Origin of the sequence: Streptosporangium pseudovulgare (assembly GCF_014648055.1) — a bacterium.
Classification (GTDB): Bacteria; Actinomycetota; Actinomycetes; order Streptosporangiales; family Streptosporangiaceae; genus Streptosporangium; species Streptosporangium pseudovulgare.
The window spans coordinates 192,118-211,614 of record NZ_BMQJ01000009.1 but is presented as its reverse complement, the minus strand read 5'-3'; the positions used below and the strand labels follow the sequence as shown (position 1 = coordinate 211,614).

Annotated in this window: 17 protein-coding genes; 10 read left to right on the top strand and 7 right to left on the bottom strand. The window is 72.2% G+C overall.

Annotation, left to right across the window (positions count from 1 at the left end):
* Positions 1–595 precede the first annotated feature (595 nt).
* Genes IEZ10_RS19400 through IEZ10_RS19385 form a run of 4 tightly spaced genes read left to right on the top strand, consistent with a single transcriptional unit; the run spans position 596 to position 1,853 of the window.
* On the top strand, positions 596–874 hold the full coding sequence (locus IEZ10_RS19400) for a hypothetical protein (protein ID WP_189247918.1): 279 nt from the start codon (positions 596–598) through the stop codon (positions 872–874).
* Positions 871–1,269, top strand: a complete 399-nt coding sequence (locus tag IEZ10_RS19395; protein ID WP_189247917.1) for a PIN domain-containing protein — start codon at positions 871–873, stop codon at positions 1,267–1,269. The genes IEZ10_RS19400 and IEZ10_RS19395 overlap by 4 nt, the downstream gene beginning before the upstream one ends.
* Positions 1,270–1,287: 18 nt before the next feature.
* Positions 1,288–1,548 carry a type II toxin-antitoxin system RelE/ParE family toxin gene (locus IEZ10_RS19390; RefSeq protein WP_308426282.1) on the top strand — a complete coding sequence of 87 codons (261 nt, stop codon included), beginning with the start codon at positions 1,288–1,290 and terminating at the stop codon, positions 1,546–1,548.
* A gap of 5 nt (positions 1,549–1,553) precedes the next feature.
* Positions 1,554–1,853, top strand: a complete 300-nt coding sequence (locus IEZ10_RS19385; RefSeq protein ID WP_189247915.1) for a helix-turn-helix domain-containing protein — start codon at positions 1,554–1,556, stop codon at positions 1,851–1,853.
* A 217-nt stretch (positions 1,854–2,070) separates the two neighbouring features.
* On the opposite strand, the gene IEZ10_RS19380 is transcribed toward IEZ10_RS19385, so the two are convergent.
* The gene (locus IEZ10_RS19380) at positions 2,071–2,874 is read right to left on the bottom strand and encodes an aminotransferase class IV family protein (protein WP_189247914.1); all 804 of its coding nucleotides are present in this window, start codon (positions 2,872–2,874) and stop codon (positions 2,071–2,073) included.
* A 118-nt stretch (positions 2,875–2,992) separates the two neighbouring features.
* Between IEZ10_RS19380 and IEZ10_RS19375 the strand changes: the two genes are divergently transcribed.
* Positions 2,993–3,337, top strand: coding sequence for a MerR family transcriptional regulator (locus tag IEZ10_RS19375; protein WP_189247913.1), 345 nt, complete (start codon positions 2,993–2,995; stop codon positions 3,335–3,337).
* 156 nt (positions 3,338–3,493) lie between these two features.
* On the opposite strand, the gene IEZ10_RS19370 is transcribed toward IEZ10_RS19375, so the two are convergent.
* Complete coding sequence (locus tag IEZ10_RS19370) at positions 3,494–3,784, bottom strand: hypothetical protein (RefSeq protein ID WP_189247912.1); 291 nt, start codon at positions 3,782–3,784, stop codon at positions 3,494–3,496.
* A gap of 221 nt (positions 3,785–4,005) precedes the next feature.
* On the bottom strand, positions 4,006–4,458 hold the full coding sequence (locus IEZ10_RS19365) for a carboxymuconolactone decarboxylase family protein (RefSeq protein WP_189247911.1): 453 nt from the start codon (positions 4,456–4,458) through the stop codon (positions 4,006–4,008).
* 172 nt (positions 4,459–4,630) lie between these two features.
* On the opposite strand from IEZ10_RS19365, the gene IEZ10_RS19360 reads away from it, so the two are divergent.
* From IEZ10_RS19360 to IEZ10_RS19345, 4 genes are all read left to right on the top strand, one after another.
* Complete coding sequence (locus IEZ10_RS19360) at positions 4,631–7,447, top strand: AfsR/SARP family transcriptional regulator (RefSeq protein ID WP_229811415.1); 2,817 nt, start codon at positions 4,631–4,633, stop codon at positions 7,445–7,447.
* Positions 7,448–7,677: 230 nt separating this feature from the next.
* Entirely contained in the window at positions 7,678–8,661 is a 984-nt protein-coding gene (locus IEZ10_RS19355) for a BtrH N-terminal domain-containing protein (RefSeq protein ID WP_189247910.1), read from the top strand.
* Between the two features lie 179 nt (positions 8,662–8,840).
* Positions 8,841–9,839, top strand: a complete 999-nt coding sequence (locus IEZ10_RS19350) for an ATP-binding cassette domain-containing protein (RefSeq protein WP_189247909.1) — start codon at positions 8,841–8,843, stop codon at positions 9,837–9,839.
* A complete protein-coding gene (locus tag IEZ10_RS19345) occupies positions 9,836–10,711 on the top strand; it encodes an ABC transporter permease (RefSeq protein WP_229811414.1) in 876 nt (291 codons plus the stop codon). The genes IEZ10_RS19350 and IEZ10_RS19345 overlap by 4 nt, the downstream gene beginning before the upstream one ends.
* 6 nt (positions 10,712–10,717) lie before the next feature.
* On the opposite strand, the gene IEZ10_RS19340 is transcribed toward IEZ10_RS19345, so the two are convergent.
* The gene (locus IEZ10_RS19340) at positions 10,718–13,828 is read right to left on the bottom strand and encodes an ATP-binding protein (RefSeq protein ID WP_189247908.1); all 3,111 of its coding nucleotides are present in this window, start codon (positions 13,826–13,828) and stop codon (positions 10,718–10,720) included.
* Positions 13,829–13,940: 112 nt separating this feature from the next.
* Positions 13,941–15,209, bottom strand: coding sequence for an MFS transporter (locus IEZ10_RS19335; protein ID WP_189247907.1), 1,269 nt, complete (start codon positions 15,207–15,209; stop codon positions 13,941–13,943).
* 91 nt (positions 15,210–15,300) lie between these two features.
* Between IEZ10_RS19335 and IEZ10_RS19330 the strand changes: the two genes are divergently transcribed.
* On the top strand, positions 15,301–16,203 hold the full coding sequence (locus IEZ10_RS19330) for a LysR family transcriptional regulator (protein ID WP_189247906.1): 903 nt from the start codon (positions 15,301–15,303) through the stop codon (positions 16,201–16,203).
* A gap of 467 nt (positions 16,204–16,670) precedes the next feature.
* Here the strand turns inward: IEZ10_RS19330 and IEZ10_RS19325 are convergent, their stop codons facing one another.
* The gene (locus tag IEZ10_RS19325; RefSeq protein ID WP_189247905.1) at positions 16,671–18,074 is read right to left on the bottom strand and encodes a non-reducing end alpha-L-arabinofuranosidase family hydrolase; all 1,404 of its coding nucleotides are present in this window, start codon (positions 18,072–18,074) and stop codon (positions 16,671–16,673) included.
* 721 nt (positions 18,075–18,795) lie between these two features.
* Complete coding sequence (locus IEZ10_RS19320) at positions 18,796–19,299, bottom strand: nucleotidyltransferase domain-containing protein (RefSeq protein ID WP_189247904.1); 504 nt, start codon at positions 19,297–19,299, stop codon at positions 18,796–18,798.
* Between the last annotated feature and the right edge of the window lie 198 nt (positions 19,300–19,497).

Here is a 19,497-nt window from a genome sequence, read left to right as displayed (position 1 = left end):
GGTACCGGACCGGCCGGTCCCGGCGGTGGAGCCGTCCCGCGGAGATCGGCTCCGCCGCCGGGACCGGCTGGCGAACCGTCCCGCGGAGACCGGCAGCAGCAGAAGGCAGAACCAGACGACCACGCCGACAGGCGACCATGCACCACATCGCGCTGGAGGCGGCGGCCCGGCTGGACGACCCGGCCGCGCAGGCCCACGCCCGCGTCGGGCTCGCCCAGGCCCTCATCCGGCTGGGCCAGGACGACGCGAGCGCGTCCCACCTGCGGGAGGCGCTCGACCTGTTCGGCGGGCTCGGCGACCCCGCCGGGCAGGCACCCTGCCTCATCTACCTCAGCGCTGGCCGCCGGACGGCTGAGCGAGGGCGGAGAAACCCTGCGGCGCGCCCTCGACCTCGTCGCCGAACTGGCCCCCGGCGACGGCGACGCGCTCCGCGCCCGGATCAGCCGCCTCAACGAACCGGACGAATCACCGGCCCGAGACTCCTGAGTCTCAGAACTCTTGCGCCTTCGATACGCATCGAGACCGGCCCATCACCTGCATGAAAACCGCCCGCCGCATCCCGCTCTATAGCATTTCCAATGCCATACTTGGAGTCATGGCTGACGATGTGGAGTTTCCTCCCGGTGACGGTCCCACCAACGGGATCTCCGTCACCTTGACCGCCGGCACCCTGCAGGCGATCCGTGACCGGGTCGGCAAGCGGGGTGTCTCGGCGTACCTGGAGAAGGCGGCTCAGCGGCAGATCGAGCGGGACAACCTGGACGAACTGATCGCTGATTTCGACCGGACGCACGGCCCGGCCGATCCGGAGGCGGTGACGGCCAAACGCATCCGGCTCACCGGTGGCACCTCGGACGCCGGGGCGGCCGCGTGAGCGGTGTCCTGGTCCTGGACAGCGAGGGCCTGGCGAAGGCCGTACAACGCGACCGGGAGATTCACGAGTGGCTGACGGCGGCTCGTGACGCGGACCTGCCGGTCGTCACCTCGGCCGCGGTGCTCGTCGAGGCGATCCACCCGAAGATCAGTGATGCCGCGCTGAAGTGGACGCTGTCCCGGTTGCGTGTGGAGCCGGTCACCCAGGCGGTCGCGTACTCCGCCACCACCCTGCTACGCACCGCGGGATTGCACGGCCACAAGTACGCCATCGACGCCATGCTGTGCGCGACCGCACTGCAGCATCCGGGCCGGGTGACGATCCTGACCTCCGACGTGGAGGACATCGAACTGCTCACCGCCGGGCACCCGCGAGTGCGGATCGAGAAGGTCTGACCATGATCCAGCGCCATCGTGGCGGTGGCGCGGAAGCACGAATCGACGGCGGCGAACCGCGAGCCCTACACTCGTCAACTCCGCGGCAAGCTCCGTGAGTTGCGGTTCCATCTTCATCGGGAAGCGGTACGGATCACCTACTGGATCGCCCCGGGCAGGCGGATCATCCTGCTGACGGTGTTCCGTAAGCAGCGGATGCGCGAGTCCGCTGAGGTCGAGCGTGCCTGGCGGGCCATGCGGCGGTGTGTCGCCGAGGCCCACACCGCGGATGAGGAGTGAGCGGCATGGGGGAACGCAGGACGTGGGCTGACAAGAAAGCCGAGATCATGAGCCGCCCCGGCGCGGGAGCGGCCTACGAGGCGGCCAGGATCCGGTTCGAGCTGGGCGAGACGGTACGACGGCGGCGTGAACAACTCGGGCTGACCCAGGCCGAGCTGGCCGAGCGCACCGGGTTGAAGCAGCTGGCGGTGGCGCGGTTCGAGGCGGGCGGGACGATGCCGACCATCCCCATGCTGGAACGGCTCGCGGAAGCTCTGGAGATGCGGCTGAGCGTTCAGTTCCAGCCGCTGCGGGAGGCGAGCTGATCTCGCGAGGCGAGGTTCGGGCTCACGAATACCGAAGCGATGCCAGAAGGGGTTGCCGTTCCGCGGTGCGACGTGAAGGAACACGGTCACCTCGTGGAACGCCGCGACTGCTTCAGCGGGAAGGGCGATGATCTGCTCATCCGGTCGAAGTGGCCGCGATCGCCGAAAAGACGGCGGTGCCCCAGCTGGAAGGGGAGTGGTGCGACGCGTCCGTGCCTCACGGTGAGACGAGCGGTTCGGCCTCGTAGGCCCGGTGCAGCAGTTCCACGAAGGACGGCGCCTCGGACAGGGGTACGGAGCCGATCCTGCGCACCGCCACCCCCGGAGTCCACGAGTTCATGACCACGGCCCCCGCCAGCGCCGGCAGGTCGGCGGGCGTTACCTCCCGGACGCGCTGGGGCACGCCGAGGTGGTCCAGTCGCCGGCGGACGATGCCCATCGTGACCCCGGTCAGTATCCCGGCTTCGGGCCACACCACCGCGGTGCCGTCCCAGAAGGCCAGGTTCCAGATCGTCGCCTCGCTGAGCCGGCCCCGGCGGTCGAGGAAGGCCGCGTCGTCGAAGCCCTGCTCGACGGCCTGGCGGAGGAGATACGTCTTGGCCGCCTCGCCGACGTGCTTCACGGTGGGGAGGAAGCGTTCGTGCTCGACCGCCGCCAGCGCGAGCGGGCCCCGGGGGCCGGACGCGGCGGGGCCGGTGCGCACCAGCAGTTCGAGCCGCGCATCGGCCCCTGACGCGGTGAACTCGCCCGCGGGGGAGTACACCGTGGCCGTCAGCGAAAGGTCGGCCGGGCCTGCCTGCAGCGCCGCTCGCAGGCACGCCCGTACCTGATCGTCGGGCAGCGCCCGGCCGAACAGCGTCATCGAGGCGGAGCGCAGCCGCTCCAGGTGCAGGTCGAGGCCCCGTACCCGGCCGCCGCGCGCCTGCATGGCGGTGAAGTGGGCGTAGCCCGCGAAGGCCAGCGGCGCCAGGTCCCCGGCGCTCGCCGTACGGCCGTCACGGTGGACAACGAAAGACGACATGCGACGCTCCAGCAGTGCGAAACGAAATGGGTCGTGGACGGTCCGTCTGGAATGCCCGTCCGTGAGACGACGTTAGGGCTTCGCATCAATGTGAAGGTCAACTTCGGAGGCGGGCCGCATGCTGATCGGGGAGCTGTCCCGGCGTACCGGGGTGAGCACCCGGTTGCTGCGCTACTACGAGACGCAGGGACTGATCGAGGCCGGGCGCGGGCCGAACGGCTACCGCCACTACGACGAGGACTCCGTGGTCACGGTGCGGCAGATCCGCGCCCTGCTGAGGGCCGGCCTGACCACCGAGGTGATCCGTGTCGTGCTGCCGTGCGCGCGGGGCGATCGCCCGGACTTCGACTGGTGCGCGGAGCTGTGGGACGTCCTGAACGGGGAACTGGCGGCCATGGACGAGCGCATCGAGGGCCTTCAACGCAACCGCGGCGCCCTCGCGGACTTCCTGACGCGACCCTGAGTCCCGGGGCCGTACGGCCGGTGCTTCCTCTCTCGGAACCAAGGCGATTCGCGCCGGATGAACGGCCGGATCCCAGCGGCGGCCCGGGCGCCGGGACGGCCGCGTGAGCGGTGTCCCGGCACCGGACGGCGAAGGCCCGGCAAGGGCCGTGCGGCGTCAGCGCTCGTCGACGACCCGGCCGTTCAGGGCGGTGGCGTCCCCGGTGAGGGCCATGGTCAGCGGCGCCTCCGGGAAGGTGGGCAGCGCGGCGAGCGCGGCGCCCAGCTGCTCGGCGGTCTCCCAGTGCCAGGTGTCGGTGTAGGTGCCGTCCTCAAGCCGGACCAGCACGGTACGGACGAGCCCGGGATGCCCCTCCCGGATGGTCGCGATCAGCGAGTTCCGGCGGGCCAGGAACTCCTCCAGGTCGGTGTCGGCGACGGAGTAGCGGTGCGAGCGGACGGCGGACATGCCGGTGTCTCCTTTACGTGAGGGGTGGTTCGGCGGAGAGGATCCGCCGGTGTCGGTGTTTCCCGGGCGGGGGCGGGGGCGGGGGCGGGGGCGGGGGCCGGGGCCGCTCACCGCGGCGCCGTGGAGGAGGCGGTGCCGGTGTCTCCCGTGCGCGGGGGCCGGGGCGGGCAGGCGGCCCCGGCTCTCCGTGGGCCGGTGTCTCCCGTGCGCGGGGCCGGGGTTCACCAGCTGCCGGCGACCTGCCGGATCGGGGCGTTCAGGCGGTTGAAGAGGTTGGTGACGGCGGTCATCAGCAGGATCGAGGCGAGCTGCCGCTCGTCGAAGTGGTCGGCGGCCCTGTTCCAGACGTCGTCGGGGACACCGTCGGCGCGGTCGGCCAGCCGGGTCGACGCCTCCGCCAGCTCCAGCGCGGCCCGCTCGGCGTCGGTGTAGTACGGGGCCTCGCGCCAGGCGGACACCAGGCTGACGCGCTCGTCGCTCGCACCGAGCTTGCGCAGGTTCTTGTGACCGGCGTCGACGCAGAAGCTGCAGCCGTTGACCTGGCTGACCCGCAGGTGGATCATCTCCATGAGCTCCTGCGGGAGCCCCTGCGACTGGGCGGCCTGCATCAGTTCCATGATCGGCTTCATCGCGGCGGGGATGATCGTGGCGGGGTTCTTCATCCGGGCTTCCATCGTGTTTCCTCCGTCTTGGTTCAGGTGAGATCCGCGGTTCGCGGGAACTCGCCTCTGTTCGCGGGAGACCGTCTCCTTTGTGGGAGACCGTCTCGGTTGGTGTGAGATCAGCTTGTCTGCCCGGGTTGATACATTCGCGATGCGCGCACGATGCGGTGATCATGGGGGGACGATGCTGCGGTTCACTCTTCTCGGCCCCGTCCAGGTGATCCTCGACGGTGAGCCCCTGACCGGCATCGCCCCGCGTCACCGCGCGGTGCTGGCCTACCTCCTGCTCAACGCCGGCCGGGTGATCGGCATCGAGCGGCTGATCGACGCGATGTGGGGCCACGACCGGCCCGACACCGCCCGGTCGCAGATCCACGCCTCGATCACCGCGATCCGCAGGGCGCTGCGCGGCGCGGGAGCCGCGGATCTGCTTGAGACGCGTGCCGGCGGCTACGTCGTGCGGCCGGAGCCCGGACAGGTCGACGCGCGGGAGTTCACCGAGCTGGTGGCCGCCGGCGCGCTGCGCGAGGCCCTGGACCTGTGGAGCGGCGAGGCGCTGGAGGACGTGCACGCGCACTACGCGGGCGGCGCCCGGGAGCTCTGGAACGACCGGCGCCTTTCGGCCTACGAACGCCTGGTGGAGGGCGAGCTCGCCGCCGGGCGGCACGGCGAACTGCTCGATGAGCTCGCCGCCCAGGTGGCCGCCGACCCGCTCCGCGAGAAGCTCAACGGTCACCTCGTCCTGGCCCTGCACCGGGCGGGACGGCAGGCCGACGCCCTCGCCGCGGCGCGCTCCTACCGTACGGCCCTCGCGGACGAGCAGGGCCTCGACCCCGGGCACGCCTTCACCGAGCTGGAGCGGGCGGTCCTGGCGGACGACCCGGCCCTGCGGCCGGCCGGCGCGGCTCCGGCCGTCCCAGGGCCGCCGCGCCGCTCCACCTTCCTGCCCTACGACATTCCCGACTTCTCCGGGCGGGCCGCCGAGCTGGAACGGCTCGTGGGCGAACGGCCGGGGCCGGCGGTCGTCACGATCGACGGCATGGCCGGGATCGGCAAGACCACGCTCGCCGTCCACGCGGCCCACCGGCTGGCCGCCCGCTATCCGGACGGCCGGCTCTTCATCGACCTGCATGCCCACACCGCGGGCCGGGAGCCGCTCGACGCCGCCGCCGCGCTGGAGGCCCTCCTCCGCCAGCTCGGGGTGCCCGCCGACCGCATCCCGGTCACGCCGGCCGAGCGGGGCGCCCTCTGGCGCGCCGAGCTGACCGGCCGCCGGGTGCTCGCCGTACTGGACAACGCCTTCGACGCCGAGCACGTGCGCCCCCTGCTGCCGGGACACTCCGACACCCTCGTCCTGGTCACCAGCAGGCGGCGGCTCGTCGACCTGGACGGCGCCCAGGCGCTCTCGGTGGACGTGCTGGGCGAGGAGGACGCCGCCGGGCTGTTCGAGCGGATCGTGGGCGAACGCGCCCGCCACGAGCCGGACGCCGTACGCGAGGTGCTGCGGCTGTGCGGGCGCCTCCCGCTCGCCCTCCGGATCTCGGCCGCCCGCCTCCAGCACCGCCCGCGCTGGACCGTGTCCTACCTGGCGGGCCGGCTGCAGGAGCACCGCCGGCTCCTGGACGGGGTGTCGGCGGCCTTCACCCTCTCCTACGAGCAACTGGACGAGGCCGAGCGGCGCATGTTCCGCCTGCTCGGGCTGGTGCCCGGCCGCGACATCGACGCCCTCGGCGCGGCCGCGCTGGCGGGGATCCCGGAGGACGAGGCGGAGGAACTCCTCGAAGGTCTCCTCGACGCCCACATGCTCCTGCAGCTCGAACCGGGCCGGTACACCTTCCACGACCTGCTCCGTGAGCACGCGCGCTCGATCGCCGAGGACGACGGCGCCGTCCTGCGGCTGCTCACCTACTACCTGCACCGCTCCCGCGCGGCGATGGACCGGCTCTTCCCCGACAGCCTCGGCGAGCGGGAGGGCATCCCCCGGCCGGCCACCCCGATCGCGCCCGTCCGCGACGCCGCGGAGGCGATCGCCTGGCTCGACGCCGAGCGTTCCAACATCATCGCGACCGCCGTCCACGGACCCGAGATCTGCCTGGGCATGCTGGCCCTGGCGATGCGCCCCTACCTTGACCGGCAGGCGCACCACGACGACGCGCTCACCCTGCACACCCTGTCACTCCGGCGCAGCCGCAGGCTCGGCCGCCGCGAGTTCGAGGCGCGAGCGCTCACCGACCTGGCGTGGACCCACTGGCGGCTCGGCGAGTACGAGCGGGCGGAGGAGTACGCGCACCAGGCCCTCGACGCGTGCGAGGAGACCGCCGAACGGGCCCGGGCGCTGCTCACGCTGGGCAACGTGGCCCTGCGGCGGCGGCAGGACGCTCAGGCGGAGCGGCACCTCAGGCAGGCGCTCGACCTCACCCGGATCGGCGCCGACACCTGGGGCGAGGCCCACGTGCTCGGCATCCTCGCCCTCGTTCTCGACCGGGCCGGCCGTCCGGAGGAGGCCCGGCGCCATCTCGACCTGGCGCTGGCGCTCCACCGCAAGGTCGGCAACCCGGCAGGGGAGGCGATGACCCTCGACCACCTCGGCGTCGTCCTCCGGCACCAGGACGAGCCCGGCCTGGCGCGCACCCGCCACGAGCAGGCCGCGGCCCTCTACCGCGGACTCGGCGACACCGCCGGCGAGGCGGCCGCGCTCAACGGGCTCGCCGAGGCGGCGGGCGACCCGGCCCGGGCGGTCGAGGAGCACACGGCCGCGCTCGCGCTCGCCCACCTGACGCGCAACCGTCCGGAGCAGGCGCGCGCCCACGACGGCCTGGCACGCGCCCACCTCGCGCTCGGGCACCCGGTGCGGGCCCGTGAGCACGGCCGGCTGGCTCTCGGCCTCTACGACGAGCTCCGCGTTCCGGAGGCCGAGGAGGTCCGAGCCTTCCTGGAGCACGCCGGAGATCTCCCGGAGCACGCCGGAGAGCCCGTACGGCGGGACGCCCTCACCCCGTGAGGCCGTGAGCGCTCCGCCGCGGAACGGCCGGTCGATCCGGAGCACCCCCGCCGGAATCCGGTGTCGCTCCCGGAATCCGGCGGTGAACCGCACGGGGGCGTCCGGCGAGGTGAGGATCACACGGCTGGACTCTCCCCCTGTGGGAGGCATCAAGGTATCTCTGATGATCCTGGTGACCGGCCAGGGAGGCGACGGGCACGCTGGTCGCCCGGTTGTGAGGAGAGCGACGTATGCCCATCGTGAAGGACATCGAGGTTCGCGGTACGCACCACTGCGAGACGACGACGCTGGGGGTGCTGCTGCGGCACGAGGGACTCGATCTGTCCGAGCCCATGCTGTTCGGGCTGGGCTCGGGCCTGTCCTTCATCTACTGGGACGGCAAGGGCATGGCGTTCCCCTTCCTCGGAGGCCGCGTCAGGCCCTTCGAACTCACCAGGAACCTGACCGCCAGGCTGGGGCTGACACTGCTGGTCAAGGAGACCACCTCACCGCGAAAGGCGTGGGAGAACGTGGCCGCCCCCATCGACGCCGGCCGGCCGGTCGGCCTCCAGCTCGACTGCTACCACCTGGAGTACTTCCGCTCCAAGGTGCACTTCGGCGGCCATGTGGTCGCCATGTACGGCTACGACGAGCACGACGTCCACCTGGTGGACACCGGGCAGCAGGGAGGGGCGGTGCGCGCCAGCAGGGCTGGCCTAGCCATGGCGCGGGCCGAACGCGGCCCGATGACCGCCAGGAACCGATCCTTCACCATCACCCTGCCGGAGCAGCCGCCCCGCTGGCAGGACCAGATCATCCCTGCCATCAGGGACTGCGCCGACGCCTTCCTGTCCGCTCCCATCGCGAACCTCGGCCACCGGGGCATCGGGAAAGCCGCCGAGCGGGTGCCCGGATGGCTGCTGCGCGCCGGCGACCCGCGGCAGGACCTGCCGCAGGCGGCCGTCCTCATGGAGGAGGCCGGCACCGGCGGCGCCCTGTTCCGCGCCCTCTATCGCGACTTCCTCGGCGAGTGCGCCCAGTTGATCGACGACACCGGCCTCCGCACCGGTCACAGGCTGTACACCGAGGCCGCCACCCTGTGGACGGACGTGGCCGGCCTGATCACGAAGGCCGGGGAGAGCGGCGACGCGGGGCATCTCGAACAGGCCGGCGTCATTCTCCGCGATCTCTCGCGCATCGAGAGGGACGCCATGCAGGTGCTGCGCGGGCTGTAGCCCCGCCCGGATCGCGCACGGCGGACGCCTGCCGTGCCGGTGCCCGCCGTACCCGAGGCGCCGGAGCCGGTGAAACCGGCGGTTCAGCGGTGAAACCACCGTGAAGCCGCAATGAAGCCGACGGCGCGGAAGCTCTTCTCCGACGCCGGGAGATACCCGGCGGAGAGAGGAGACGTGTCATGGCGGACCTCGATGCCGTCCGCGCCGACGGTCTGGTCAAGGACTTCGGGGACTTCCGGGCCGTGGACGAGATCGACCTCCACGTACGGCAGGGCGAGATCTTCGGAGTCCTCGGCCCCAACGGAGCGGGCAAGACCACCACGCTCCGGATGCTCGCCACCCTGCTCCCGATCGACGGCGGCCACGCGGAGATCTTCGGCGTCGACGTCCGGCGGGAACCCCACCGGATCCGGCAGCTGGTGGGCGTCACCGGCCAGTACGCCTCGGTGGACGAGGACCTGACCGCCCGGGAGAACCTCCGGCTGTTCGCCCGCCTGCAGGGCCTGACGAGCGCCCGGGCCAAGGCGATCGCCGGTGACCTGCTCGAACGCTTCGGCCTCCAGGAGGCGGCCGACCGCCCCCTGTCCCAGTTCAGTGGTGGCATGCGCCGCCGCCTGGACCTGGCGTCGAGCCTGATCACCCGCCCACCCCTGATCTTCCTGGACGAGCCCACGACCGGCCTCGACCCCAGGACCCGGGGACAGATGTGGGACACCATCCGCGAGCTGGTCACCGACGGCTCCACGATCCTCCTCACCACCCAGTACCTGGACGAGGCCGACCAGCTGGCCGACCGCGTGGCCGTGATCGACCGGGGCCGGAAGGTCGCGGAGGACACCCCCGACGCCCTGAAGACCCAGGTCGGCGACTCGACCCTGCAGCTCGGCCTCGCGGACGGCTCCGACCTCGCCCTGGCCGCGGACATCGTCCGCCGGCTGCTGGCCGAGGACCCGGTCCTGACCCCGGAGTCGGGACGCGTGAACATCCCCCTCCCCGACCCGAACCGGGCCGCGGACGTCCTGATCGGCCTGCGGGAGGCGGGCATCGGCATCTCCTCGGTGAGCGTCGCCAAGCCGACGCTGGACGAGGTCTTCCTGACGCTGACCGGCCACGGCGCCGACGAACCCCGAACCGGCGAATCCCAGGCCGGCGAACCCTGGATGGAGGCGGCCCGATGACCACGAGCGCCACGACCCCGATGCCCCCGACGACTCCGACGCCCCCGGCCCCCGGCGCCTCCCGGCGCGTCGACCCGTCCGCCGCGGTCGCCCGCACCACGTCCCACAGCTCGTTTCAGGAGACCCTGGTCCAGACCCTGGCGATGGCGTGGCGGGCCCTGAAGAAGATGCGCCGCAAGCCCGAGCAGTTCTTCGACGTCCTCATCCAGCCCCTGCTGTTCACGGCGATGTTCGCGTTCATCTTCGGCGGCGCGATCTCCGGCAGCGTGTCGGACTACCTCCCGGTGCTGATCCCCGGCATCCTCGCCCAGACCGCCCTGACCGTCTGCATGGCGACGGGCGTGCAACTGCGCGAGGACATGGACAAGGGGGTCTTCGACCGCTTCAAGTCCCTGCCGATCGCCAGGATCGCCCCCCTGGCCGGTCCGATGATCGCCGACCTGATCCGCTACGGCATCGCGTCGGTGCTGACGCTCGTCACCGGCCTGGTCATCGGCTACCGCCCCGGCGGCGGCGTGCTCGGCTGCGTCGGAGGCATCGTGCTCACCGTGATCGCGGGCTGGTCGCTGGCGTGGATCTTCACCTGGCTGGGCACGATGGCGCGCTCGGCGCAGAGCGTCCAGGGCATCTCAATGATGATCATGTTCCCGCTGACCTTCCTGTCCAACGCCTTCGTCCCCGCCGAGACGCTGCCCGGCTGGCTGGAGGCGTTCGTGAAGGTCAACCCGGTGTCGCACGTCGTCTCCGCGGTGCGCGACCTGCTCAACGACGGGGCCGTGACGGCCGAGGTCGGCTGGGCGGTCATCGGCTGCGCGGTCGTCGTCGCGATCTTCGCTCCGCTGGCGGTCCGCTCCTACTCCCGCAAGATGTAGGCGGTGTCAGATCACCCGCTCCAGGACGGCGCGGGCCTCGGCCAGCAGGTCGGGGCCGCGCCGTGCTCCGTACCCGGCCTCGATCCGGGAGATGGCGCCGGGGGCGACCCGTTCGGCGTGCGCGGACAGCACCGACCACCGCATCGTCGGGGTGAACCGGTTGTAGGCGAACCGGTCGGCGAGCACGAGCAGCCGGACCGCCTCCTCGTCGGGCATCGACCCCTTCAGCAGACCCCAGATGCCCAGCCCGGCGAGCGCCATCCCCATCGCCGGGAGGTCCGGGAAAGCGCGGTCCAGGTCGAACACGACCAGGACCTCGGCCCGCAGCGCCTCGAAGAGGTCCGCGCCGTCGTCGCCCTCGCCGTACTGCGCGAACGCCGAGAGCGCGATGACCTCGCCCAGGATGGTCCACAGAGTGGAACCACCCGGCGCGCCCGGGACGCACAGGCCCCGGAGCGCCTCGGCCGCCTCGCGGTACCGCCGCAGCCCCCCGGCGATGTCGCCGTCGGCGAGGGCCAGCTCGGCCCTGGCGGCGGCGGCCGACAGGACCTCGCCGTAGGTGCCCTGGGAGGCGAGCGCCTCCAGGTCGTCGGTCATCCGTGCGGCCTCGTCACGGCGTCCCTCGGCGAGCGCCGCCATGGCGAGGGTGGCGCGGATCTGGACGACGTCCTCCATCGCCCCGAGGCGTTCGAGCACCGGAAGCGCCTCGGTGGCATGCCTGGACGCCGACGCGGAGTCACCGAGGTGCGCGTACATGCCGACCAGCTGGGTGCGCAGCGTCGCCCGGTGCCAGGGGCCGCCGTCGTCGCCGACGAGTTCCAGGGCGGCCCGGGCGGCTTCGATCGCGCCGACCGGGTCGCCGGCGTTCTCCCGGCCGTGGCTCAGCCAGTGCAATGCGATCCGGCGGATCAGCGGGTCGGGATCGGCGGCCAGCTCGTCCAGGCCGTTCCCGGAATCCGACACCATGGTGAGCAGGGCGGTCACCAGCGCCCTGACGGACGGGTTCGCCGAGTCGGCGCCCAGCCCGGACAGCAGCCGGGCCGGCGTCCCGATCTCCTCGGGGGAGGCCATGACGGTGCTGAACAGCGCGATGCTCAGGGTCATCCGGGCCCGGTCGAGGAGCCGGGGCGGAGGCGTCCAACCGTCCAGGGCGGCGGTGACGGCCGGGGTGAGGACGGTGCAGCGCGGGTGATCTCCGCGGATCGTCCAGTAGCCGCCCAGAGCGGAGAACAGCACCACGACCGCCTCGGGGTCGGGATCGGCGAGGGCCTCGCGCAGAACGTCGGCGAGGTTCGTCTCCTCCGAACGCAGCCGGTCCATCGCGTCCACCTGCTCCGGCGAGTACAGGCGGGCGCTGTGCCGGTCGGCGTATCCCACGGCCCACGCGCGTACGGCGGCCCGCGCGCCGGCGGTCTCACCGGCCGCGTCCAGCCGCACCCGGCCGAACTCGCGCACCGTCTCCAGCATGCGGTACCGCACCCCGCCGGCCGTCTCCACGACGGTGAGCAGGGACTGCTCCACGAGCTCCTCGACGTCGCCGAGGGCGTCGCCGCCGAGCACCTCCTCCGCCGCGTCGAGGGCGAAGCCGTCCGGGAAGGCGGAGAGGCGGCGCAGGGCCCGGCGCTCCCGCTCGCCGAGGAGGTTCCAGGACCAGTCGATCACCGCCAGCAGCGTCTGGTGCCGCGAGGGGGCGCTCCGGTCGCCGCCTCGCAGCAGCGTGAACCGGTCCTCCAGCCGGCGGGCGATCTCGGCCGGTGACATCACCCGCACCTTCACGGCGGCCAGTTCGATCGCGAGCGGCAGGCCGTCCAGGCGGGCCACGACGGCGCCCACGTCGTCCTCGTCCAGGCGCACACCGGGCCGGGCCGCGGTCGCGCGGTCGCGGAACAGCTCGACCGCGTCACCGGTTCCCAGCTGGGGCAGCGGATAGACGCGTTCGGCGGCGATCGCCAGCGGTGAGCGGGTCGTGGTGAGGACGCGCAGCTCCCGCGTGGTCGCGGCCAGATAGGCGACCAGGTCGGCGACCGCCTCCACCAGGTGCTCGCAGTTGTCGAGCACCAGCAGCGCCGGGGCCAGGTCGAGCTGCTGGGCGATCCGGGCACGGACGTCGGCGCGCTGCCGCGGGGTGAGCGTGCGGCGTCCGGTCACCGAGTCGCGGACGCCGAGCGCCGACCCGACCTCGCCGACCAGGTCCTCGGGCGCGGTCACGCCGACCAGTTCGACGAAGTGCACCACCGGCTGCGGGACCTCGCGGGCGACGGCGTGGGCGAGCCGGGTCTTGCCGAGCCCGCCGGGACCGAGGATCGAGACCACCCGGGAGGCGGCGAGCAGTGCCCGCACCCGCCTGAGGTCGTCGTCGCGGCCGAGCAGCGGGGTCGCGTCGAACCGCACGCCGGCGCGCACGGGGCTGTCGAGCGCCAGCAGCTCACGATGGACCCGCCGCAGCTCCGGGCCGACGTCGGCGCCGATCCGGTCGCGCAGGTCCGACCGGTGGCGCTCGAAGCGGTCCAGGGCGGCGCCCGTTCCGCGCACCGCCGCCTCACTGCGCAGGAGGTCGGCGAGCAGCCCCTCGTCCTCGGGACGGACGCGCGCGGCCTCCTCCAGCCCGGGCAGGGCGGGACCGTGGTCGCCGCTCCGGCTCCGGGCCCGGGCGAGCACGATCCGCGCGGACGCCAGGTCGTGTTCCGCGCGGCGGCGCACCTCGGCCAGCGGGCCGCCGCCCTCGGGCGGCGGCGTCCCGGCGCCCAGCGCGAGAGCCTCCTCCGCCGCCGCGGCCGCCGCGGCGGGATTCTCGGCGAGCAGCGCCCCCGCCCGGTCCGCCAGACCGTGCAGCCGACCGGCGTCGACCAGGTCGGGCGGAACCGCGAGCCGGTAGCCGTTCCCCTCCGTGACCAGTGACGCGGGCCCCACGACCGACCTGGCCCGGGACACCAGGACCTGCAGCGCCTTCGCCGGATTGGCCGGTTCGCCGTCCCCCCACACCTCCGCGACGAGCCGGTCCGCGCTCACGGTCCGGCCGTCGAGCGCGAGGGCCGCGAGCAGGGCCTGAGCCCTCTCGCCGACCACCGGCCGCCCCTGCCACCGCACACCGTCGAGCAGGGTCAGGTGGATCGGCATGCCGCAAGTCTAGGCTTCACCGGGCACTCCGCTCGCTCCCGCTTTCCCCGGTCCCGGCGGGCCCGCTCATCCGGCCCGGTACGCGCCGGGCCGATCCCCTTCGCCACCCGGATCAGGCGCGGCCCTTCGACGAACCGGCCGTCCTGCTCCTGCCCGAGACATCCGAGACGCTCGAGACATCCGTGACTCGCCCGACGCCCGCGACGCCCGCGACGCCCGCGACGCTCGCGCTGACCACGGCGAGCGCCGCTCCCACCCACATCACCGCGGAGAGCGACACGCCGTCCACGATCCGGCCGCCGGCGAACGAGCCGAGCGCGATGGAAACGTTGAAGGCGCCGACGAAGAGAGCCGTGCCCATCTCACCGCCGCCCGACCGCATGATCCAGAGCTGCAGCGTCACGCCCACGCCGCCGTAGCCCAGACCCCACACCACGAGCATGACCAGAGGCAGGCCGACCAGGGGCAACGCCGCCGTGGAGAGCGCGATCAGCGCGGCCAGTGCGACCAGGGCCGGTCTGGGGTTCCTGGCCGCCCACGCGCCTGCCGCGAAGTTACCGGCCACGCCCGCGACGCCGTACAGGAGCAGGGCGGCGCTGACGTAGGCGGGACCGGCGTGTGAGACCTGCTCCAGGAACGGCCGGACGTAGGTGTAGGCCGCGAAGTGGCCGGACACGATCAGGACGGTCAGGACGAGGACGACCCTGAGCGGGCTGGAGAGCCGGGAGAGCCGCCCCTTCGGCGCGGGGGAGGGGGTCTCGTGGGGTGACGGCTCGGCCTCCCCCGCCCGGGACTCGCCGGGCAGGGGCGGCAAGGTGGCGGCCAGCAGTGCGAGCAGGGCCAGGGCCAGCACCCCCATGGAGACGAACGCGGTCCGCCACCCCGCGAACGAGGAGATGAAGGTCCCCGCGGGCACCCCCAGCACCGACGCCACCGACACCCCGGCCAAGATGATCGATGTGGCCCGGCCAACGGACCGCTCGGGCACCAGTCGCAGGCCGAGCCCCGCCGCGAAGGCCCAGAACCCGCCGATGCTCACCCCGGTCAGCACCCGGGCGGCCAGCATGACGGGGTAGTTCGGCGCGAACGCGCCCGCCAGGTTCGCCACCGCCAGCAGCGCCATCAGCCCCAGCAACGTGACACGCCGGTCGAGCCGTCGAGCGGTGATCGCCAGTACCGGCGCGGAGACGGCGGCGACCAACCCGGGCGCCGACATCATCAGCCCGGCCGTCCCGTCGGAGACGCCAAGGCCGGCGGCGATCGAGGTCAGCAGGCCGACGGGCAGCATCTCGCTGGTCACGACGGTGAAGGTGCCCACCGAGACCGAGAACACCGCGAGCCAGCGCGCTCGGGTGGCGGTGGAGACGTCAGTCATGGTCATGCCGTCCAGCCTTCTGCCGTCCACCGGCGGGAACAACGCCGAAGGCCGAAGGCTTGGTTTAGGTGGGCTAAACGACCAGACGGAGGCGGGGATGGAGTTCAGGGAACTGGAGTGCTTCATCGTGCTCGGTGAGGAACTGCACTTCGCGCGTACGGCCGAGCGCCTCTACCTGTCACCCGGCCGGGTGAGCCAGCTCATACGCTCACTGGAGGACAGGATCGGCGGCCGGCTCTTCCGGCGGACCAGCAGGCGCGTGAGCCTCACGCCCCTGGGCGAACGGTTCCTGGCCGACCTGCGCCCCTCATACGACGGCCTCACGAACGCGGTCAGCCGGGCCAAGGCAGGCGCCCGCGAGGTGGCCGGCGTGATCAGGATCGGCTTCCTGGCCACGCCCACGGATGTCGTCACCGGCAGCGTGAGCGCCTTCGAGCGCCGGCACCCGGAGTGCCGGGCAGAGCTCGTGGAGATCCCGCTCTCCGATCCCTTCGGGAAACTGCGGGCCGGGCAGGTGGACATCGCGTTCACGCTGCTCCCGGTGGACGAGCCCGACCTGGCGACGGGTGAGGGGCTGAACCGGGTCTCGTACCGGCTGGGCGTTTCCTCGCGTCACCCGCTGGCCGCCCGTTCGAGCATCAGCGCGGAGGAGTTGGCCGGCGTTCCCCTGATCGGCCTGGACGGCCCGGCTCCGCGCGCGTGGCGCGAGGGTACGGCACCGTCCGCCACCCCCTCCGGCCGTCCGATTCCCAGGGCCGGTGCGGTGGCCACCAGTCAGGAGGGCCTGACCCAGGTGGCGCTCAACCGGGGTGGCATGCTGTTCTGCACCCCCACGGCGGCTTACCACAGGCGCCCGGACATCAGTTTCGTCCCCGTCACGGGGCTGCCTCCCTCGATCCTCGGCCTGGCCTGGGTGAGGGCGGCGGAGACGGCGGCCATCCGGGCGTTCAACGAGACGGCCGTCGGGCACGCGCTCGGGAGAGCGGTCCTGGTGGCATGAGCCATGGCGACAGACGGTCCCGGAACGTCGCGGAAGCCGTCGCCGGGGGCGTCGGCCTACGAACTACGGACCACGGGTCGCCTCGCCGGATCAGGGCGGCCGAAGCGCCCCCGCCAGAGGTGAGAGCCTTGACCGGGCCCGCCCGAGGGATCACCGTGAGTTCGGTGGTCACGACCAGGGGGGGATCTCCATGTTTGGGTTGGGCTGGTTCGAGCTGTTTTTCCTGGCGCTGGTCGTCGTGGTCGTGATCTGGGCGGTACGGGCCCGGCGCCGATAGGCGGGGTGCCGGTGCGGCGGCCGAGAGGTGGGTACGGCGCGCGAGCGGCGCGCCGGTCTCGGCCTGCGGTCCCGCTGCCGGCCGAGACCGGCGCCCATGCCGCACGCCGTGTCGCGACGACGCTCACCCGATTCGGCATACGCCTTCACGGTGGACGTCAGGACACCCGGGCCGGACCCGCGTCGCGCCGTCAGCGCTGCAGTGTCAGCACACCCGGCCGGTAGGGCAGGAGGCCGTAGTCACCACCGGAGCCGGGGCTGCGGCCCTGGTAGAGCAGTTGCAGGTTGCAGGGGTCGACGGTCTTGGTCTGGTCGGGGTTGCTGCGGACCAGGTCGCCGTGGCTGATGTCGTTGGTCCAGGTGGCGCCGCTGTTGGCCTTGCCGGCGAAGGGGTTGCCCTCGGTCGCGGCCTGCGGTGTCCACGTGCCGTCCAGGCTGTTGGCCGTGAACGAGCGGAAGTAGCGGCCCTGTGAGCCCATCGCCTCGACGAGCATGAGGTACTTGTTCTGCCCCTGGAGTTTGTAGACCTCGACCCCTTCGAACAGGTTGGCCTGCGTGTCACTCATGATCGTCGTGTAGTTCGAGCCGAAGCTGCCCGGGAAGTTCCCGATCGGCATGCTGGCCCGGTAGATCTTGCCGTTGTCCCCGGCGAAGAACAGGTACATGTTGGTGCCGTCGCCGATGAGCGTCTGGTCGATGGGCCCGGTCCCGGAGCCGGAGATGCTTCCGGTGAAGAGGGTCTGCTGCGCCGACCAGCCGTTGGCGTTGGTGGGGTCGCTGGAGGTCCGGTAGGAGAAGGCGGTCCCGCCCCACTGGTAGGCCAGCACCCAGATGTTCTTCGGGGCGAAGTAGAACAGCGTGGGCGCGACGGTGGAGAAGTTCATCTTGTTCTGGCCGGCCGAGGCCATGTCGGACCAGTTCGTGAAGGGGCTGAAGTTCATCGAGCCCCAGCTGCTCCCCGTGTCGTGCGTCGTGGCGTAGACGAGGTGCTTGCCGTTGTGGACGACGTTGGTGAAGTCCTTGAGCGAGACCCACCCCGACTTCGGGTTCGCCAGCGGGCCCGTCGACGTCCACCGGTACGTCGATGGAAGAGCGCATGTGCCGGGCGACGTCGGCGTGGACGACGGCGACGGGCCGGTCGAGGGGCTGGTGGAGGGGCTGGGTGAAGCGGTCACGCCACCGGTGCAGGTCACACCGTTGAGGGCGAAGCTCGTCGGTGTCGGGTTGCTGCCGTTGAAGGAGCCGTTGAACCCGAAGTTCGCGCTGCCGCCGGTGGGGAGGCCGCCGTTGTAGTCCACGTTGGTCACGGTGACCTGGGAGCCGGACTGGGTGTAGGAGCCGCTCCACAGCTGGGTGATGGTCTGCCCCGCGGGGAACGACCAGGTCAGGCGCCAGCCGTTGACCGGGTCGCCGAGGTTGGTGATGTTCACGCTCGCGCCGAAGCCGCCCGGCCACTGGTTGCTCACCGTGTAGTCCACGCGGCATCCGGCGGCGGCGTTGGCGGCCGGTGCGGTCACCGCGCCGACCGTGCCGACCGTGCCGACCGCGGCGGCGACCCCGGCGGAGAGCCAGAGCCGGAAACGGGGGATTTTCATGCGTTCTCCTGGGGTGTGTTTCTGCGATGGGAAATCGTCAATGCTCATATGCAGATCCCGGCGCCCTCACGCGTTGGTCTCGGCCACGATCGGGTGGGTCGCCGTGGACATGTCGGGAGGCCGTTCCCGCGCGCCTGTCATCGGCGCCGGTCTTTCTCGACGCGCTCGGCCGCGGCCGGCCGGGAGAGGCCGTCACGAGCGCTCCGAAGGCGGAGAGCCGCAGCTCGGCCGGTGTTCCCGCACAGGTTCGACGGAGACGGCGAGAAGGGATGCCGCCTGCGCGTCGCCGTACTCGGTGAGGGATGACGACCTCACTCCGGTGCCCGAGGGAATCCGCTAGTGTTAGCGTTAACATTTTCTCGCCGGCCGGTCCTCTTCTATTGGTGACGGTGGAGCGGAGCAAACCCGACGCCGCCGGTCGCGTCAAGCCCTGTTCCAGGCTCCGCGCCTCACCGCGCGGGGCTCACCGCCCTCTTACTGGGAGCGGTCCCGATGCCCCGGACGGGCCGCCCTGAAAGTTTCACCCTCCGCCACCCGGATCGGGCGACGCGGACAGGACGGGGACGGGGCCTCCGGCCGGGCTTCCACGAGGCCACGACGCCACGTCCGACGGATGCGCGTGAGCACCTCCGGTCGAGGCCGGCGAATCCCGTTGAGACCCCGGAGCCGGTCAGAGGCCGGGCCGGACCTCGTTGGGAGGTGCTCACCTGCACCAGGCGTATCAGAAGTGGGTGGCGACGCCGTAGATCCTGCGCAGCTGCGCCATGTCGTGCCGGTCCCGGTCGGTCGGCTCGTAACCCTGGTGGAAGTGGATCTGCTGCTTGACCGACAGGCAGGCGATGCTCATGCCGAGAATCGTGCCGGTGGCGAAGGCGTTCGCGGGATAGGGGAAGACGTCCCCCCGGTCGTTGGCCGGCTGCACGGCGGAGCCGTCGGGCTGGAAGGTCAGCGGGTGCAGATCGAGCTCCCGCCCGTCGGGATGGCGCATGACGAACCGGGCGGGCCGCCCGGGGACGATGTCGTGCCTTTCGGCGAAACCGGTGTTCTCCAGGATTCTGACCAGGGTGGGCTCCTGGGTGGCGTCGTGCATCAGGTCCAGGTCCCGGTGGGGGCGGGTGACCTCGCCGACGAGCGCGTCGATGCCCCATCCGCCTCCGACCCAGACCCTGCATCCACCGTCGTGGAGCAGCCGGACGACTTCGACGACATCGCTGGCTTCGAACACGGCGAAGACCCTACCTGCCGTCGCTCAGCCGGAGTGAACCGCCTGATCACACATCACCCGATCCACCGCCGAACCGGAAACCGGCCGGTGGCGGCAGCGCGCTCTTCGGCGGATGAGCCCGGCCTCGCGCGGCTCGGCCGGCGCGCCGAAGCGCTCGGCGATCGAATCGGTGCCGACGATCGGAGGTTCACCACGTCC

What these genes read in the sequence shown, in the direction of transcription:
- IEZ10_RS19335 (WP_189247907.1), bottom strand. Translation starts at nt 15,209, where the DNA reads ATGACCATGACTGACGTCTCCACCGCCACCCGAGCGCGCTGGCTCGCG.
- IEZ10_RS19385 (WP_189247915.1), top strand. Translation starts at nt 1,554, where the DNA reads ATGGGGGAACGCAGGACGTGGGCTGACAAGAAAGCCGAGATCATGAGC.
- IEZ10_RS19350 (WP_189247909.1), top strand. Translation starts at nt 8,841, where the DNA reads ATGGCGGACCTCGATGCCGTCCGCGCCGACGGTCTGGTCAAGGACTTC.
- IEZ10_RS19345 (WP_229811414.1), top strand. Translation starts at nt 9,836, where the DNA reads ATGACCACGAGCGCCACGACCCCGATGCCCCCGACGACTCCGACGCCC.
- IEZ10_RS19365 (WP_189247911.1), bottom strand. Translation starts at nt 4,458, where the DNA reads ATGGAAGCCCGGATGAAGAACCCCGCCACGATCATCCCCGCCGCGATG.
- IEZ10_RS19355 (WP_189247910.1), top strand. Translation starts at nt 7,678, where the DNA reads ATGCCCATCGTGAAGGACATCGAGGTTCGCGGTACGCACCACTGCGAG.
- IEZ10_RS19375 (WP_189247913.1), top strand. Translation starts at nt 2,993, where the DNA reads ATGCTGATCGGGGAGCTGTCCCGGCGTACCGGGGTGAGCACCCGGTTG.
- IEZ10_RS19400 (WP_189247918.1), top strand. Translation starts at nt 596, where the DNA reads ATGGCTGACGATGTGGAGTTTCCTCCCGGTGACGGTCCCACCAACGGG.
- IEZ10_RS19330 (WP_189247906.1), top strand. Translation starts at nt 15,301, where the DNA reads ATGGAGTTCAGGGAACTGGAGTGCTTCATCGTGCTCGGTGAGGAACTG.
- IEZ10_RS19340 (WP_189247908.1), bottom strand. Translation starts at nt 13,828, where the DNA reads ATGCCGATCCACCTGACCCTGCTCGACGGTGTGCGGTGGCAGGGGCGG.
- IEZ10_RS19380 (WP_189247914.1), bottom strand. Translation starts at nt 2,874, where the DNA reads ATGTCGTCTTTCGTTGTCCACCGTGACGGCCGTACGGCGAGCGCCGGG.
- IEZ10_RS19370 (WP_189247912.1), bottom strand. Translation starts at nt 3,784, where the DNA reads ATGTCCGCCGTCCGCTCGCACCGCTACTCCGTCGCCGACACCGACCTG.
- IEZ10_RS19360 (WP_229811415.1), top strand. Translation starts at nt 4,631, where the DNA reads ATGCTGCGGTTCACTCTTCTCGGCCCCGTCCAGGTGATCCTCGACGGT.
- IEZ10_RS19325 (WP_189247905.1), bottom strand. Translation starts at nt 18,074, where the DNA reads ATGAAAATCCCCCGTTTCCGGCTCTGGCTCTCCGCCGGGGTCGCCGCC.